General features: G+C 62.0%; 6 protein-coding genes. 3 read left to right on the forward strand and 3 right to left on the reverse strand.

The features are described from left to right. The first annotated feature begins 109 nt into the window (after window positions 1-109). Together AB7933_RS19820 and AB7933_RS19825 are read left to right on the forward strand one after the other, a co-directional pair. On the forward strand, window positions 110-4,999 hold the full coding sequence (locus AB7933_RS19820) for a hypothetical protein (protein WP_024075921.1): 4,890 nt from the start codon (window positions 110-112) through the stop codon (window positions 4,997-4,999). A 361-nt stretch (window positions 5,000-5,360) separates the two neighbouring features. Next, a complete protein-coding gene (locus AB7933_RS19825; protein ID WP_024075922.1) occupies window positions 5,361-10,268 on the forward strand; it encodes a dermonecrotic toxin domain-containing protein in 4,908 nt (1,635 codons plus the stop codon). 49 nt (window positions 10,269-10,317) lie between these two features. On the opposite strand, the gene AB7933_RS19830 is transcribed toward AB7933_RS19825, so the two are convergent. Next, window positions 10,318-12,693 carry an efflux RND transporter permease subunit gene (locus tag AB7933_RS19830; RefSeq protein ID WP_024075923.1) on the reverse strand — a complete coding sequence of 792 codons (2,376 nt, stop codon included), beginning with the start codon at window positions 12,691-12,693 and terminating at the stop codon, window positions 10,318-10,320. A 15-nt stretch (window positions 12,694-12,708) separates the two neighbouring features. Beyond that, a complete protein-coding gene (locus tag AB7933_RS19835) occupies window positions 12,709-13,749 on the reverse strand; it encodes a WD40/YVTN/BNR-like repeat-containing protein (protein ID WP_069081340.1) in 1,041 nt (346 codons plus the stop codon). 309 nt (window positions 13,750-14,058) lie between these two features. Here AB7933_RS19835 and AB7933_RS19840 point away from each other — a divergent pair, with 309 nt between their 5' ends. Then, entirely contained in the window at window positions 14,059-15,174 is a 1,116-nt protein-coding gene (locus AB7933_RS19840) for a Gfo/Idh/MocA family protein (protein WP_024075925.1), read from the forward strand. Window positions 15,175-16,233: 1,059 nt separating this feature from the next. On the opposite strand, the gene AB7933_RS19845 is transcribed toward AB7933_RS19840, so the two are convergent. Next, window positions 16,234-17,937 carry an AMP-binding protein gene (locus AB7933_RS19845; RefSeq protein ID WP_024075926.1) on the reverse strand — a complete coding sequence of 568 codons (1,704 nt, stop codon included), beginning with the start codon at window positions 17,935-17,937 and terminating at the stop codon, window positions 16,234-16,236. Between the last annotated feature and the right edge of the window lie 25 nt (window positions 17,938-17,962).

Below are 17,962 nucleotides of genomic sequence, written 5' to 3' on the forward strand. Positions count from 1 at the left end.
TCCCGCGGCACCTGGAAACAGTTCATAACGCATTGCCGAAGCTGGGCGTGCAACGGGCGGGTATTTTTCCCAGCCTGTTTTTGTCTCCCCCAGCCAAGGAAGTGCCTGTATGCAATCGGTCAGAAACAACCCCCGCCTGTTCACGTTTTCGTTGCCGATCGAACCTGAGCCATCGGCCAGCCGTCAACCTGCTACACCGGCGCCCGAGCCCGCGACACCCACAAGAACCGCCCGCTTATTCTCCCCAGGGCGGGGTAAAGTGCCCCTGAGCCTGCAAGGCAAGCTCGCAGCCGCTCATCCAGCCCCCACACCGCCCGACACGCCCGCCAAGGTGGTGGCCAACCAGTTCGCCACGCGCCCCACCGTGCGTTCAGTGGTCGCCAAACTGCTCGACGACGCGCTGAAAATCGACAGCGCCAACACCGCCCTGGCCGGTTCCTCGCCAGACCGGCCGACACCCCTGCTGGACCTTGCCCTTGAGCATCTGGCCAACGGCGCCGAGCTGGACTTTTCCGGCCCGCGCCAGTGGGTCAAGTCCGACACCGGCAGCCCTGCCCCACTGGACAGCCATTCGCTCGAGCTGGCGATCCGCAGCCTGCGCCCCAACCTCAAGCCTGCCTATGCCGAAGCGTTGAGCCAGTACTGGGGCCAGCCGGCCTTTGGCGCCACCAGCCGCTGGCTGTGGCTCAGCGATACATTGAAAAACACCCTGCGCATCGCCGGCCTCCAGCAACCCGGCCTGGACCCGCAGCAACGCGAAACCCTCGACCAGATCACCCGCTACCCCGATGCGGGCGAACGCAACACCCTGTACGGCGCGGGCGCCGCCAAGGTATTCCGGGTGGACACGACCCTGACGCATCAAGGCACTGCATCTACGGTGAGCAGCCCGGACCTTTTGATTACACGCCAGGTGGGCGAACGCACCCTGGTGCTGCACGCGACGGCCCAGGGCGTCGTCACGCCTTATACCTCCCTGGAAGCCTTCGCCACAGCCTGGGAGCGCCAACTCAGCGCAAGGTTCACGTTCGATCACCTGACCTGGAAACGCACCGAGTCGGATGGCACCGTGTTCGATACCCAGGCCGCCATCATGCTCGATCAACAGTTGCAGAACCTGGACGCGATACAGCTGCCGGCCAAAACCAACGTGACCAACCTGGAGCAGGTCTTTACCCAGGCCAGCGACACCTCGCACTGGTTCAGTGACACGGCGTCGGCGGCGCGGCTTGAGCAGATGCAACGCAAGATGCCGCCATGGCTGACCCAGGCCAGCGACGCCGACCGTTTCACCTACCAACGCCAGACCCTGGCGCTGGCCAGCAGTGTGCAGCGCCACCAGGGGCGCTCCTTCCTCACCGACATCCCCGACCTGCGCACCTATGCCGAGCAACAGCTCAACGCACATTTGGCGCCCAAGGGCTATACCGCCAAAGACCTGGAGATCACGTTCAACGTGCCGGTCGGCGACCTCGGCAGCGGTTATATCGAACCGATCAAGATGAACCTGGTGGACATGGCCCTGGAAAATCTTGCTGGCCTGCCCAAGGGCGCCATGGAGATTCGCCTGCGCGGGCAACGGGTGAACGACGTGCAGATGCCGCAGAGGCTCAAGGACCTGATCAGCAGCGTCGATATCGGCCAACACTATCCGGCCCTGCTCAATCAGCAACTACTCAGTGATACCGAGCAGGCGCGGCAGCGTAGCGCCTTGTTTACCGAGCAGGTGCCTGTGCAACTGGCCCTGCAGGCCCTGGAACTCAAGCTCAAGGGCGAAGCCGGCGTAACCGACGGGGGTTACCGGCTGGTCGAAGCGGTGACGCGGCCCGGCAGCGGCCCGCGTACAGTCGACGGGCAGCCCGTCACCGTCCGGCCGCTGGCCTTCCTGCACAAACCCGGAGCGACGCCGGACGTGGTCGCCAATATGTTCCTGCTCGAGCCCAAGGACCCGACACGCGGCCCGCACTTGCTGTATCGCCCGCTGCTGGCACCGCCCTTGCTGGAGTTTGCCAGCCGTGACGCTCTGCTGGCTGCGGTCCAGGCACCTGGCCCGCTGCAACACAGCATCCTGGCCTGGCTGCCCGATGACAAGACCCGTGCGATCTACGCCAACGATGGTTTCAAGACCCCGCACATTACGCACTACAGCCTGTTCAACGAGTTCGATGCGCCCGACACGCCCGCGCCGACGGCGTTGGCCGTCGACGGCTACGCCGCGGCCGAGGCACTGGACAAGGCGTTGCTCGACGGCCAGCTGATGCAACACCTGTTCAGTACCAATGCGCGAAGCCTGGTCACGCTCGCCGAGGGCCAGTCCGTCTCCGACGCCCAGAGCCGCTGGGCGTCCCATAAAGAACTGGGCTGGTTGTTATTCAACACACTGCTCCCGGTGCTGCGCGGCCCAGGCGCCATGGCGGGCTGGTTGGTACAACTGGCCAGCGTTGAAAACGATATCAAGCAAGCCAGCGACCCCAGTCACCCCGACCCGGCACAAGCGCTGGTCGACCTGCTGGTAAATGTCAGCACCTTACTGAGCCACACACACACGGCGCCGGAGCGGCCGGTAGGTCACCTGCCATTTGCGCAGCGACCGGACGTGTCGATTGCCTTGCGCCGTACCGCCGGGGAACCCTCGTCGGCACCGGCAGTGGTCACGCAGGACACCACAATGACAGGCGATGGCCTTGCCGACAGTCACCACCCCTTCGACTTTGCTTTTTCCAGCCCGCGTCAACTGAGCCCCGCCCAACGCGCATTGATCGATTCGTTCAGCGTGCCCGGCCCAACCACGCCGGAGCCCCCCATCAGCAGCGGAGAGACCGAGGGCCTGTACCTCATTGACAACAAATTGCACGCACGTATTGAAAACCGCTGGTTCCGCGTGGCGAGGGACCTGGACGGCGTCTTCGTGATCGATGAACAGGACAAGGCCCGTACCGGCCCGCCGCTGACACGCGATGCCCAGCGGCTATGGCAGTTCGATATACGTCCCAAGCTCAAGGGCGGCATGCCCAAGTCCAGTGCGAGGATGAAAGCCACGCTGGAGCGCAACAACGCACTGAGCGAGGCGAAGCTCGCAACGTACGTGAACGAAGTGTTCCGCATGAAGCCTGCGGTGAGTGCCATGGAAACCGCAGGCAAGCGTGTCAAGGAAACCCAAGAGGCCCTACAAACGTCGGGCAAAACCCTCAAGACCCTATGGAGCCTGGCCAACCACGGTGAGCGCAAAGCTGACTTTACCGCGCGTTACCAGCAGGAACGCATGAAGAACCAGGGCCTGGACGCCTTGTTACGCCTTCGCCTGGAGGACTACCAAAAAAGCGTCGACACCCTGATCGCCCACCGCAAGCATGCGATCCAGGTGCTCACCGCCGAGACCCCGGCCCAGGACTTCAACGTCTTCAAGGAAAAGCGCGCCGAAGAATACCAGGCGATCGCTGAAACACTGCGCGCCAATACTACCGACTACCTGTACGTCGGCGATGAGCTCTCGCACGCCATCAGCGGCGAACCGTTGACCAGCCTGATCGAGCGCACCCGCAACAATGAACCGGGGGCCTACGCGGAGTTCATCGACAGCCTGGCCCACCGGGTTGAGCGCCTGACACGGTTGATCAAGGCCAACGAGGCGTATAACCAGGCACTCGATGAGTGGAAAAACGATTCGCCCGCGAGCAAGAAACAGGCCGAAGCCTTTATCAAGGCTACGCGCCAGCCACCGGCCGGCCAGCCATTCAACGCCAACCTGGAACGCCTCAGCGCGTTGCGCGAATTGAGCATCGACCGCAGCGTCGACACACAGTCTCCCGAGGTTGCCTTCTTCCTGGCGCGCTTCAACCGGGCAGACCTCAATAGCGTGGCGACCTCCCATATCGAACTGCAACAGCACGAAGGCTATACCACTGATGAACGTATCGCGGTCCTCAGCCACCTGATCGATCAATACCGGGCCGAATTGACCAACACCCAGGCACTCCAGGACGTCGACCCCGTCAGCGTGCGGCCGGTGTACGGCAAGTTGTTCGTCGACTACCTGCAAGGGGTGATCGACCAGGCCCAAGCCGAGTTGGCCGATCTGATCCGCGAAGAGCAACACCTGCCGCCCGTGGCGGGGGCGCGCCAGGAACGGCCGCGCAAGTCGAACAACAAAAGGGTATTCAAGACCCGTGACAAGCAGACCCTGGTCGGCACCTTGAGGGCTGCGCAAGCCGGGCAGGACATTCCGATCATCGATGTCCTCGACAGCCGCAACGGCCAGGCGTTGACCAGTTACAGCTGGCACCCGGCCGAGGGCGAGTGGGTGCAGATCGTGCGGGCCGAACCGATAAAACCGGCGCCCGTGCCCTCGCCTAAACCGTTATCAGCCTTGATCGGCAATGCTCGCAAGCTGATGGACGAGCAGGCCGGCATCGAGCGCTCGATCCAGTTCCAGAAAAAGAAACTCGATGACCCGACGCGCCGAGAGTCGGTCAACCCCAGCGACTGGAGCGACATGCTCGAAGCCCAGGCCCAACGCCTGGAACAAGTTGCGCAGGAAGCCCAGGCCGGCCATGGCGCCCGCAGCGAAACCGCGGCGTGGGTGCAGCAATGGCAGGACGCAGCCAAGGAGATGCGCCGGCGTGCCATTGCCCATCGCTGTGACGGCTACCTGCGCCAGGCCCCCCGCGCACAAAACGTCGAGTACCTGTGGACACATGGACGCGTCGATATCGGCCTGGTCAACCGTGGCAAAAAACTCAAGGGCGGTGACTTCCTTACCGAATATGCCGTGCGCGAGAAAAATGGGCCCAAGGTGCTCTGGTATGCGCACTTCCATTACCCCACCCCCACCACGCCACGCGCCGACCACAGCGCGGCGCACCTGAAGATCCCGGAACAGCGCTTCCTGACGCAACAAGACCTCATCAACCAGGCCGGCCAGGACAACAAACGCATCGAGAGCATCGTGCGCAGCCAGATAAAAGCCCCACTGGATGAAAAACTGTTCCTGAAGCTCTAACCCAACCGCGCCAAGGAGCCGGTTTGCCCTGATGCCAGTCAGTTAAACGAATATCGCCTTCTGTAGGAGCGAGGGGGACGCCTAGTTCTTGCTCGCGAAAAACGCACAGGCGCCGCGTTGATTCAGGAAACACGCGTTATCGTTGACGTTTTTCGCGAGCAAGAACTAGGCGTCCCCCTCGCTCCTACAAAGGCATTACGGCTTGCCCGCCAAAACACGTCGCCATCGCAGCCACTCCGGTTGCGCGCGCCACCGTCCCCCCCTTAGCAAGCCGCCTCCCCCCTAACGGGCTACCACCTCCCCCGAACACGGCACATTAACGTGCATGGGCGCGTCTTCATTCAACGGAAAAGGAACTCCCATGCCCGCCCCAAACACCCCACCTGCCGCACAGCCGATCCGACAAGCGGTTGAAGCCCAGTTCCGCACCTGCCCGACATTGCGCTCAGTCACCGCGCAACTGCTCGCCACCAACCTCAAGGAAAAATACCCGCCGCTGACCTACCCACTCGCAGACCTTCGATTAGCCGTGCCCCGTGAAGGTGGCGGTCGCACCCTGCTCCCCTTGCTGGAGGTCACGCTGGGCTACCTGGCTGATGGCAGCTTTCCCGATGTATCGACACGCCTGGGCCTGGACAGCTACTTGAGCGGAGTCACCGGCAACCGCCTGACCTATCCCATCAATGGGCGCAATCGCGACTATGACCTGGAGGTCATCGAAGGGGTCATCAACGAACTGCCCACGCTTCTGTTCATCGATTTTCAACAGGCATTGGCAACCTATTGGAGCCAGGACAGTGACGCCGGCGTTAGTCGCTGGAAATGGCTGGCCGATGTGTTGCAAGGCTCGCTGCTCGAATCCGCCACGCGCCAGGCCGGTGACGCAGCCCAACCACTGAACATCCTCAGCACCTTGAGCCGCTATCCCGACAGAGTCACCCGCGCCGCACGCCCCTGGCCCGAGAACGCGGTGCGCGCCTATACCCTGGAGACGGAGTTGGAACGGGCAGGCGCCCGACTCACGCTGCAAGCCAGCGAGATCCTGATCGTCAGCCGAACGCAGGTGTTGCTGTGCAGCCTCGACGGCAAGATCGACTCATACTCCGACCTGGATGCCTTCGGCCAAGCCTGGGGCGAGCGCATGCAACAACGTTTCCTGGCCGACAAGATCACCTGGCGGCAGTATGAACCCGACGGCAATATCTTCGAGATACAAGCCGCGCTGGTACTGAACCAGCAACTGGATGACCTGGCCACGATTGAACTTCCCGCCAGGTCTACGGTGACCGCCCTCGAGCAGTTGTTCGCCACCACCGTAAACCCCGGCCGATTATTCACCGCCGCCGCCACGCCCCTGGCAACCCTGTCGTCCCTCCAGTCCGCCCTTCCCGTCTGGCTGCAACGCGCCAGCGCCGCCGACCGCCTGGCCTATCGCCAATGCCTGATCGAACAAGCCGGGATCCGGCGCCTGACCTTGGGCGACGCCGACTTCGACGGCCTGGAAACACTGCGCAGCTACGCGACCCAGCACTTGAACCACCAACTGTGCCTGGACCGCGCCGAGGCCCTGGGCGGCGTGCGTACCTGCAGCCAGGAGACATTGTCTGCCGGGTACGCCGCCGATGACGTGGAGCTGACCTTTCATGTCCCGGTGGGCAGCCTGGAGGGCGGTTACATCGAGCCGGTCTCCATGACCCTGGTGGACCTGGCCCTGAAGAACCTCTCGGGAAGACCCAAAGGGCGCATGACCCTAAGCCACCGCCGGGGCCGGGGCCGGGAAGTGGAAGCCTGGCTGACCGCCGACTACATCCTCCAACTGATCCAGCGTGTCGACATTGGTAAGAATTACCCCAACTACCTGCGCCAGGCGCTGATGAGCGACACCGAGGCGGCGCAAAAACGCCAGCGGCTGTTCCAGCAGCAACGGCCCATCCACCTGAAAATCCGGGCGTTGGAGCACAAAATCAAAGGCGAAGCGGGCCTGACCTCCCGAGGCGTCCAATATGTGAACGCGGTGCTCGATCCCGACCCCATGGCGCGTCGCATCGACGGCAACGCCATCGTCATTCGCCCGCTGGCGTTTCTGCGCAGGCCTGGGGCGACGGCGGATGTCGTGCAAAACATGTTCATCATCGAGCCTCTCGACACCCAGTTGGGGCCGCACGTGCTTTATCGTCCAGCCTATCCCGACTCACTGCGCGAATTCGCCCGCCGCGAGCAATTGCTCGCAGCCATCGTGCAGCCCGGCCCCCTGCAGGACAGCGTCCTGGCCTGGTTGCCGGACGCTGCCAGGGCGATCTACAGCCATGGCGGTTTTACGCAACCCCACATCGTGCGTGTCGGCATGGGTTCGGAGTTCGACAGCCTGCCCAGGGTACCCACGCCCGCAGAACTGGCGGGGGCTGGCGACGAAAGCGGTGGCGAACTGCTTCAGTCACTCAACCACGGCAACCTCATGGAGTACCTGTTTGGCAGTGAAACCCGACAGCTGTTGGACCAGGCCGAGCGCGAGTCGACGTCCAACCGCGAAAGCCGCTGGGCGCTGATCCTGGAAGGTATGCAACTGGGGTTCAATACGCTGTTGATGGCCGTGCGCGGGCCTTTGGCGGCAGTCGGTTGGCTCCTGCAACTGGCGCAAGGCCTCACCCAAGACCTGCCGGCGCTGGAAAGTGACAACCCCACCGCGAGGGAGCTGGCGTGGGTCGACCTGTTGCTCAACATCAGCCTGTTGATGATCCATCACGGCACCCCGGCTCCCGTTGCCGACACCCCACCGTTCGATGCACAAGCCCTGACCCTCGAGCCCTTCAGGCACCCGCTGCCCGGCCCGGCAACAACGCGAACAGCAGTGGTTGCGCGCGGCATTGTCGGCCTGCCCGCGGAACCACCGGGGGGTGGCCGCACGCTGATGGATTTTGACCATTCCCTGGCCAGCGACAGCGCCTCGGCCAGGCTGTTGGACAAACTGCGATCCGTCAACATCGCCTGGCCCACGCCCGCACCAGAGCCGGTCAAGATCGGCCCCCACGCGGGGTTGTACAGCATTGACGGCCGATGGCATGCCTCCGTCGGCGGCTTGTTGTTCAGGGTCAGTATTGTTCCGGGCTTTGGCGAGGTGTTCATCATTCACCCTGAGCATCCAGACCACCCCGGTATCAAGCTCAAGACCGACGGGAGGGGCCGCTGGACCCTCGACCCTGGGCTGAAGCTGTTGGGCGGCGGCAGAAAGGACGAACTGCAAGCGCAAAACCGGCGCAAGAAAGAGCAGGTGCTCGCGCGCGTACAGGCACTCAGCCAAGAAATCCCGCAACTGCTGGAGCCATTCGATGCATCGCTTAAACCCACACAAAACGCATTGGATGCCCTGAAGCATCAACGCAAGATCGTCCAACTGACGGCAGAGCTGCTGAAAAAGGCGACTGATGCACAAAGGCCGGGGCTGGAAGCACGCCACCTGCAGGAAACCCTCAGGCACCAGACGCTGCGTAGCGAATTCGAGATTCTGCTGCAAAACCTGGAAGTCTTGTTTGCCCAGTCGCTCCCCCCGCGCCTGGAAATGGTCACGCTGGGCCAGGAACTGGAAAAAGTCGGTGGGGCGGGTGCGCACGTGCGCGACCGCGAGAAAATCCTCAACACCATCTGGGATCAACAGCTGTTCATTCACACCTTGCTATTGGGCCGGCTCAACGCCATGCGCTTCTCCCGCGCGGGGGAGCCGATGGCAGAGATGGCGCGCAGGATGTTTATCGACAATTTGCTGGGCGACCGCACCGTCTACAACGAATACATCAGCAACGCCATTGAGTCGGCCAACGTCCGCCAGCACATGGGCGAGGTCTCGGCAGCCATGGAGAACACCCTTCAACGGCTGGAACAGGACTCGCGGGCCGGGCGCGTGGTACGTCAAAAACTGCTGGATGAGATCGCCTTCCCACAGCATTTTTTTTCCGACAACCTGAAACTCAATGCGCTGAACTATCTCGCCGCTGCCAGCGTGGAAATGACCGATACCGTGCCGCCGCCCGAAGAAGACCTCTACATCAGGCGCCTTGAGCACATCGACCTGTTCGAGGTGCTGCTGTCTCACGTTGAAGTGCGCAGCAGCGCCGAATACCCGCTGGCCGAACAACGGGATGTCTACGAGACGGTCCTCAAGCAGTACAACCGCTATGAAGAGGCCATCCGCGCGCTCAAGGTCATCAACCCGCGTCGACTGCGCCCGGAGTCCGAGCGCCTGCTCAAAGGTCTCGAATATGCCAAGGCGCTTGCACAAAACGAGCTGGAAGCCGTGGTGCGCAAGCAGGAAGCGCTGGACGTGGAGCTGCCCCTGTCGAAAAACCTGCGCCCCAAACTGCCGACAAAACGTGTCTTCAAAACCCGTAGGAAGCAATACCTCATCGGCGAACTCAAGCCTGCCGGTGCACAAGGCGCCGAGGAACGTTTCACCATCACCGATACGCTGACCGGTGAAACCGTCAGCGCCTTCAGCCGACACGAAGACGGCTGGGCAGCCACCGAAGACGAACCTGCCGCCCCGATGCCAACCGAACCACAGAGCCGCTCACTCGCTACCCTCAAAAGCCTTGGCCAGGCGCTGATCGAACAGCGCAAAGGCATTGATCACACGATTGCGACCGACCAGCAAAAACTCGACTCGCCCCTCACCCGTCAGCAGGTCAATCCGGGCGACTGGGATGAACTGCTCACCGGCCATGCGAGAAAACTCACGGCACTGGCCGAGGAAATACAGCGCGATCACCTCGACAAGCTATCGGCCCAGGACCTGGTCGACGAATACCTCGCGCAGGCCCGGGATATGAACCGGCAGGCTCAACGCGTGTGCAGTGAAGCCTACAAGCGCCAATGGCCGACACCGGAGAGCCTCAACTACCTGTGGGAGCATCAAGAAATCGACATCAACCTGACGAGCCTGGCCGACCCGCAACGTCCGACCCTCAGCGGCGACTTCTTCACCGAATACGCGGTTTACGACAAGGCGAAAAAACCGCCGGCGGTGTTGTGGTACGCGCACTTCCACTACGCCACGGCCGACGCCCCGCCCGCCCGTTACACCCGGGCGCATTTGAAGCTGCCCGAACAGCGCAAATTCACCCAGAAGGATTTGCTCAAGGAACACGTCCAAACCTACTTGCGCAACCTCCGGGACCCCGGCAGCGAACCGGTCACCAACATTGTCTATGTACTGATCACGCCTCCCGTCGACCAGATTTTCCTGGCGATCGCGCCGCTACCGCGAGCGAACCCGTGATACCGGCCTGAAGGTCCACCTTGGGGTGAGGGCCAGACGCCCTCACCCCTCAGTGGGCAAACAGCGAATTGCCCTTCTGCCCCGCCAGTTTCTCGGGCTTGATCAGGAAGCGGGCCAGCGCCGGCAGCAGCCACAGCGCGCCAAACATGTTCCACAGCAGCATGAAGGTCAGCATCAGGCCCATGTCGGCCTGGAACTTGATCGCCGAGAAGATCCAGGTGCACACGCCGATCGCCAGGCACAGGCCAGTAAACAGCACGGCCTTGCCGGTGGACTTGAGCGTCTGGTAGTAGGCCTCTTGCAGTGGCAGGCCGGCGCGCAGGAAGCTTTCCAGGCGACTGTAGATGTAGATGCCGTAGTCCACGCCAATCCCCACGCCCAGGGCCACCACCGGCAAGGTCGCGACCTTGACGCCGATCCCCATGAACGCCATCAGCGCGTTGCCCAGTACCGAGGTCAGCACCAACGGCAGCACGATGCACAGGGTCGCCGCCCAGGAACGGAAGGTGATCATGCACATGGTGGCCACGCACAGGTACACCAGGATCAGGATGGTCAACTCCGACGCCTTGATCACTTCGTTGGTGGCCGCTTCGATCCCGGCGTTACCGGCGGCGAGGATGAATTCCAGGCCGTCCTTGTTGTTCTCCTTGGCGAACGCCTGCACCGCATGCACCGCGCGGTCGAGGGTTTCGGCCTTGTGGTCGTTGAGGAACACCAGCACCGGCGCCAGCGAGCAATTGTTGTTGTACAGGCCATCGGCGCGGGCGATGGAGTTGTTCAGGACATCCGGGTTACGCGACAGGGTTTCCCATTTCAGGTTGCCCTCGTTCATGCCCTTGATCATCTGCTTGGACACGGTCACCAGCGAGATCGCCGACTGCACGCCCTCGGTGTTCTGCATCTTCCACATCAACTGGTCGATCGGCGCCATGGCTTCATAGCGCGAGCAACCTTCGGCCTTGGTCTTGACCATCACCACCAGCACGTCGGAACTGGTCGAGTAGTTGCTGATGATGAAGTTGTTGTCCTTGTTGTAGCGCGAGTCCGGGCGCAGCTCCGGCGCGCCTTGGTCCAAGTCGCCGATCTTCAGGTTCTGGCTGTACCAGAGGCCGCCGCCGAAGGCGACCAGCGCGAGCAGGATCGAGACCGGCGCCACTTTGGCACTGGCAAATTTCGACAGCAGGCGCCAGAACGGGTGGTCGCGGTGTGCGTCCTTCTTGCTGCGGGCGATGGCGCGCTGGCTGATGCCGGCATAGGAAATCGCCACCGGCAGCAGGATCAGGTTGGTGAACACGATCACCGCCACACCGATGGATGCGCCGATGGCCAGTTCACGGATCACCCCGATATCGATGATCAACAGCGTGATAAAGCCCACGGCATCCGCGAGGATCGCGATCATCCCCGGCAGGAACAGTTGCCGGAAGGTACGCCGCGCGGCGGTCAGCGCGTTGTCGGCCTCACTGGATTGCAGGGCGATACCGTTGATCTTCTGCACGCCGTGGGAAATACCGATGGCGAAGATCAGGAACGGCACCAGCATCGAATACGGGTCCAGCCCGAAGCCGAAGAAGTGCATCAAGCCCAGTTGCCAGACCACCGCCACCAGCGTGGTACTCAATACCGCGACCGTGCTGCGCAGGCAGTTGGTGAACCACAGCAATAGAACCAGGGTGATGACGAACGCAACGCCGAAGAACAGCACCACCATCACCAGGCCGTCGATCAGGTCGCCGACCTTCTTGGCAAAGCCGACGATATGGATCTTGACGTTGGGGTTCTGCGCTTCGAACTTGTTGCGGATCTTATCTTCCAGTTCATGGGAGAACTTGCGGTAATCCAGGGCCAGTAGCTTGCCCTGGTCCTGCGGGTCCGGGTAGGACTCCAGCAGCGGGATATCGACAATGCTCGACTTGAAATCGTTGGACACCAGGCGCCCGACCTGGCCTGACTTGAGCACGTTGTTGCGCAGTTGGTCGAGGCTTTGCGGCGAGCCGTTGTAGCTCTGCGGGATCACTTCACCACCGGCAAAACCTTCTTCGGTCACTTCGGTCCAGCGCACGCTGGGGCTCCACAGCGACTTGAGGCCCGAGCGGTCGACGCCGGAGATGTAGAACACCTCGTCGTTGATCTGGCGCAGGGTCTCCATGTACTCCTTCGTGAAGATGTCACCGTCCTTGGCCTCCACCGAGATGCGCACCGTGTTGCCCAGGTTGGCCAGGTCGTTGCGGTGTTCCATCATCTTCTCGATGAAGGGGTGCTTGAGCGGGATCATTTTTTCAAAGCTGGTGGACGGGCGAATCAACGTCGCCTGCCAGAACAGGAACACACTCACCAGCAGGCAAATGACGATAACCGCCGGGCGGTTGTTGAAGATCAGGCGCTCAAGAAAGGTCGCTTTATCGTTGTGATGACTGCTCATTCTTTCCCCGCCTTCTTATTGTTTTGTCGGTTCGGCGCCGGTGGGCGTGGCGACGCGAACACCACCCTGCCCGACCAGAATCAAGTTGCCGTTGCCTGCCGCCGTGACGGCCGACAACGAAATGCGGTCCGGGCGGTTGAATACGCTGAAGGTCTGGCCGTCGTCATGGCTGACCACCACGCTGCCGCCGTTGCCGACCACCACCAATGAGCCGTCATCGAGCAAGGTCGCCCCCGACAAGCCGAACTCCAGGGCGCCGCGCGCGGCATTCAATTCGACCTGCTCCCAGGTGCTGCCGAAATCCGTGGAGCGGTACAGGTTGCCGCGCAAACCATAGGCCAGCAGGGTCTGCGGTTGAGCGGTGCTGATCACGCCAAACAGCGAGCCCTCGTAGGGGCCTTCGAGTTTTTCCCAGGTCTGGCCGTCGTCGCTGGAGCGGAACATGCTGCCCTGCTCGCCCACGATAAACAGGCCGGCGTCCTTGATAGAAGCAATGGCGTTGAGGTGAAACTGGTCTTCGTTATCGAGGCGGTCGCTGACGTCGTTCCAGGTCTTGCCGCCGTCGGTGGTTTCGATCAGCGCACCGTAGGCACCGACGGCCAGGCCGTGGCTGGCGTCTTTGAACCATACGTCGAGCAACGGCGCTTCGCGCTTGAGGTCCTGGTATTGCTGGCTCCAGGTGGCACCGCCGTCGGTGCTGGCGAGGACTTGCGCATCATGGCCGACCGCCCAGCCGTGCTGGTCATCGACGAAATACACCGCCGTCAGCAGTTGCCGGGTGGGAACTTTGGCTTGGGTCCAGGTAGTGCCCTGGTCATCGGAATAGAGGATATGCCCGCGATCACCGACCGCCACCAGGCGCTTGCCGGCATGGACCACGTCGATCATCAGGCCCTTGGCGGCCTTGGGGGATTCAATCGCAAACACCGCGGCGGCGGGGGTATCGCTGGCGGCCTGGACGGCGGTCGGCAACGCGACGGCTCCAAACAGCGAGAGCGCTGTGGCCAGCAACGCAACCCTGCGTGCGGCACGTGGGCGGCAAACAACCCAACCCATGACAGGCTCACTCATAGACCTTTCTCCCATTATTATTGTTAGGTCGTGCTGCCTTCCTGGGCTCTGAAACCTGCAATCTAGAGCGCCTGGAGGCAGCAGGGGCCATCCTATCGGGCTTTCGAATCGTCTGACAATCGGCGCTACGTTATCTTTTGTTAACTGACGGCGTTTGGCCACGTGCTGAATATAGCCACATCAGCCGGAATGATAGCGCGCGCCTAATGAATTAATTTTTCCATATCTTGAATTTTGGGAATTTTTATTCCATTAATAGTATTCCTGAAAACAATAATCCAAAGGACCACGGCGATGCGCGAACTCGGAATCGGCTTGATTGGCACAGGCTTCATGGGACGTGCCCATGCCCTGGCCTTCAACAACGCCCGCGCGGTATTTGAACTGCCCGTCACCCTGAAACTGGCCGCCCTGGCCGATGCCGACACCGAACGCGCCCAACGTTGCGCCAGCGCCTGGGGCTTTGCCCGGGCCCATGGCGATTGGCAAACGCTGGTCAACGACCCGTCGGTGGACGTCGTGGCCATCACCACCCCCAACCACCTGCACTACCCCATGGCCATGGCCGCGATTGCCGCAGGCAAGGCGGTGTACTGCGAAAAACCCCTGGCCGTCAGCCTGCAACAGGCCGATGCCATGCGCCGTGCGGCAAGCGCGGCCGGGGTGGTGACGCGGGTCGGCTACAACTATCAGCACAACCCGATGATCGGCCTGGCGCGGCAGTTGATCGCCAATGGCGACCTTGGCGAGATCATCAGTTTCCAGGGCGAGTTCAGCGAAGACTTCATGGCGGACCCGGCGTCACCCTGGTCATGGCGCTGCGAAGTGGAACACGCCGGTGGCGCCCTGGCGGACCTGGGTAGCCACTTGTTGTCGATGGCGCGCTATCTGGTCGGCGATGTGCTCAGCGTGTGCGCCGATACGCAGACGGTTCATACCCGGCGCCCCGCGATCAAAGGCAGTACCGAATTGAAAGCCATCGCAGTGGATGACCAGATTCACGCCCTGCTGCGTTTCGCCAACGGCGCACGCGGCACGGTGAGCAGCAGTTGGCTCAAGCATGGCTACAAGAACCACCTGAGTTTCGAGATCAGCGGCACGAAGGGCACCCTGGCGTTCGATCAGGAGCGCTTGAATGAACTGCGCCTGTGCCGTGCCGGCCAGGACGGTTTCCAGCGCTTGCTGGCAGGCCCTGCCCTGCCGGGTTATGCGGCGTTCAGCCCGGCTGCCGGGCATCAGTTGGGCTACAACGAACTGAAGACGCTGGAGGTACAGGAGTTGATGATGGCGCTGGCCGGCCAGGGGGCGGACGGCACTGACTTTGAGGCGGCGTGGGAAGTGGAGCGGTTGGCGACGGCGATTCGCGTGGCGGCCCAGGAAGAACGCTGGGTAACAGTGGGCACGGTTTGAGCAGGTGGGAGGGGCGGTGCGACGATTCGACATTGCCCCCCGATGGCGGTGCATCAGTTAAAACTGTACGGGCTGACACTCCGCCATCGGGGCATAAGTATCTACACAACTTTTTTCAGCGGTCTGTGGCGAGGGAGCTTGCTTCCGTGGCGGCCTTTGGGCCGACCATGTCGTTGGGTTTGACCGAGTACATATCCGTTGCTGCGGTAACGGCTGCTTAGGGTTCCGCTCTTACAGCGGGTCACTTTTGGAAAAGAGCCCCAAAAGTAACCAAAAGGGCTCTTGCCCCACCACTCGGTACCTCGCTTAGGCTCGGTATGCCCGAACGCAGGCTTGAATCCGTGGGCCGCCGTCATGGGCCATCCCTGGCCCAGGACGGCTAACCCGGCGTCCTGCCGGGTTACCCACGGATTCAAGCCTGCGTTCGGCCAGCGTGGTTAACGGGGCGCCTGAGATCAAGATCAAAAGCCAGAGCCAGAGCCAGAGCCAGAGCCAGAGCCAGAGCAGATCAAAAGATTGCTGACTTCGTCAGCGTTTAAGGAAATAGAAGCCACACCGCGTACGCTTCAATGATCAGGTCGGCTTTAAGGCCGCCTCGCTTTTGTTTTTGATCTGGGATCGCCCCGTCAAACACGCTGGCCGAACGCAGGCTTTGGAGCGTGGGTAACCCGGCAGGACGCCGGGTTAGCCGTCCTGGGCCAGGGATGGCCCATGACGGCGGCCCACGCTCCAAAGCCTGCGTTCGGGCACACCGAGCCTAGGCGAGGTGCCGAGTGTTGGGGCGAAGCGTTTTTGGTTACTTTTGGCGCTCTTCCAAAAGTGACCCGCCGTAAGGGCGGAACCCTAAGTGGCCGTTACCGCAGCAACGGATATGTACTCACCCAAACCCCAAAAAGCAGTCGGCCCGAAGGCCGCCACGGGACCAAGCTCCCTCGCCACAGACCACTGGAAATTGTGTAGATACCCATGGCCATCAGGGGCAAGCCCCCTCCCACATTTAGATCACCTGCATCCTGTTAGATCACCTACACATTTCTAGATCACGTACACACATTTGAATCAGCGTAACGCTCGGCGCAGTACTTTACCCACCGTGGTCTTGGGCAACTCGGTGCTGCGAAACTCCACATACCTGGGCACCTTGTAGCCCGTCAGGTATTCCCGGCAATGGGCCAGGAGCTGTTCCTGGGTCAGGTTCGGGTCCTTGCGTACCACGATGATCTTGACCCTCTCGCCGGTCACGCCGTCCTCCACGCCGATCGCCGCGACTTCGCCGACGCCGGGGTGCAACGCCACCACATCCTCGATTTCATTGGGGTACACGTTGAAGCCCGAGACCAGGATCATGTCTTTCTTGCGGTCCACCAGGCGGATATAGCCGCGCTCATCCATCACGCCGATATCACCGGTCGACAACCACCCCTCGGCGTCCAGCACTTCGGCGGTTTCGTTCGGCCGTTTCCAGTAGCCCTGCATCACCTGCGGACCGCGCACTTGCAGTTCGCCTTGTTCGCCGATATCGGCCAGTTCGCCGTCTTCCCGCATGAAGCGTACCCAGGTCGACGGCAGCGGCACGCCGATGCTGCCGGTGAACTCCATCTCGCGCATGCGTGAGATGTCGATGGGGCTGATGCTCACCACCGGCGAGCATTCGGTCAGGCCATAGCCTTCGATGATCGGCAGGCCGGTGACTTCCTTCCAGCGCTTGGCCACCGCCGTGTGCGTGGCCATGCCGCCCGCGATCACCATGCGCAGGTCGGAAAAGTCCCGCGCGCAGAACTCCTTATTCTCCAGCAGGCCGTTGAACAACGTATTGACCCCGGCGATGCCATTGAAACGCTCCTTGCGCAGGATCATCTGCACCCGCTTCACATCACGGGGGTTGGCAATGAGGATGTTGCGCCCGCCCAGGCACATGAACATCAGGCAGTTCACCGTCAGGGAAAAGATGTGGTACAGCGGCAGCAGGGTGACGTTGGTTTCCTGCTTGTCCTGGTCGAGTTGATCACCGACCCAGGCCTTGGCTTGCAGCAGGTTGGCGATGATATTGCGGTGGCTGAGCATCACGCCCTTGGCATCCCCCGTGGTGCCGCCGGTGTATTGCAGGAAGGCCAGGTCGTCGAGCGCCATGGCGACCGGGAAGTGGTTGAGCGCCCGCCCCTGTTTAAGTACCTGGTTGAAACGCACCGAGCCACGCAGGTTGAACGCCGGCACCTGCTTTTGCACGCGGCGCAGGATGAAGTTCATCGCCGCGCCCTTGAAGGTGCCGAGCAAGTCGCCGATGGCCGCCACCACCACGCGCTTGACGCTGCTGCCGGCGATGACTTTTTCCAGGGTGTGGGCGAAGTTTTCGAAGATCACCACGGTTTCGGCGCCGCTGTCCTTGAGCAAATGCTTGAGCTCATGGGCGGTGTACAACGGGTTGACGTTGACCACCACCGCGCCGGCCAGGAGGGTGCCCAGCAGGCAGATCGGGTACTGCAAGCAGTTGGGCATCATCAACGCCACGCGGTCGCCCTTCTTGACGCCCTGGCCTTGCAGCCAGGCGGCAAACGCAACGCCCTGCACGTGCCAGTCGGCGTAGGTCATTTCCGTGCCGATACTGACGTAGGCGACCCGCTCGCGGAATTTTTCCAGGTGCTCCAGGAACACCTCGCGCAACGATGGGTAGTCTTCGATACCGGCATCGATGTCCGCCGGGACGCCGGGCAGGTAAGCGTTCAACCAGACCCGTTCGGTCTGTTCCAGGCTGATAGCGTTCATGGCAGTCTCCTTGTTGTTGTTTTTG

The sequence above is a fragment of the Pseudomonas gorinensis genome, from assembly GCF_042015035.1.
Taxonomy (GTDB): domain Bacteria; phylum Pseudomonadota; class Gammaproteobacteria; order Pseudomonadales; family Pseudomonadaceae; genus Aquipseudomonas; species Aquipseudomonas gorinensis.

Bases quoted from the DNA above. Each gene is read 5' to 3' on its own strand.
- AB7933_RS19820 (WP_024075921.1), top strand. From the start codon at position 110: ATGCAATCGGTCAGAAACAACCCCCGCCTGTTCACGTTTTCGTTGCCG.
- AB7933_RS19825 (WP_024075922.1), top strand. From the start codon at position 5,361: ATGCCCGCCCCAAACACCCCACCTGCCGCACAGCCGATCCGACAAGCG.
- AB7933_RS19830 (WP_024075923.1), bottom strand. From the start codon at position 12,693: ATGAGCAGTCATCACAACGATAAAGCGACCTTTCTTGAGCGCCTGATC.
- AB7933_RS19835 (WP_069081340.1), bottom strand. From the start codon at position 13,749: ATGGGTTGGGTTGTTTGCCGCCCACGTGCCGCACGCAGGGTTGCGTTG.
- AB7933_RS19840 (WP_024075925.1), top strand. From the start codon at position 14,059: ATGCGCGAACTCGGAATCGGCTTGATTGGCACAGGCTTCATGGGACGT.
- AB7933_RS19845 (WP_024075926.1), bottom strand. From the start codon at position 17,937: ATGAACGCTATCAGCCTGGAACAGACCGAACGGGTCTGGTTGAACGCT.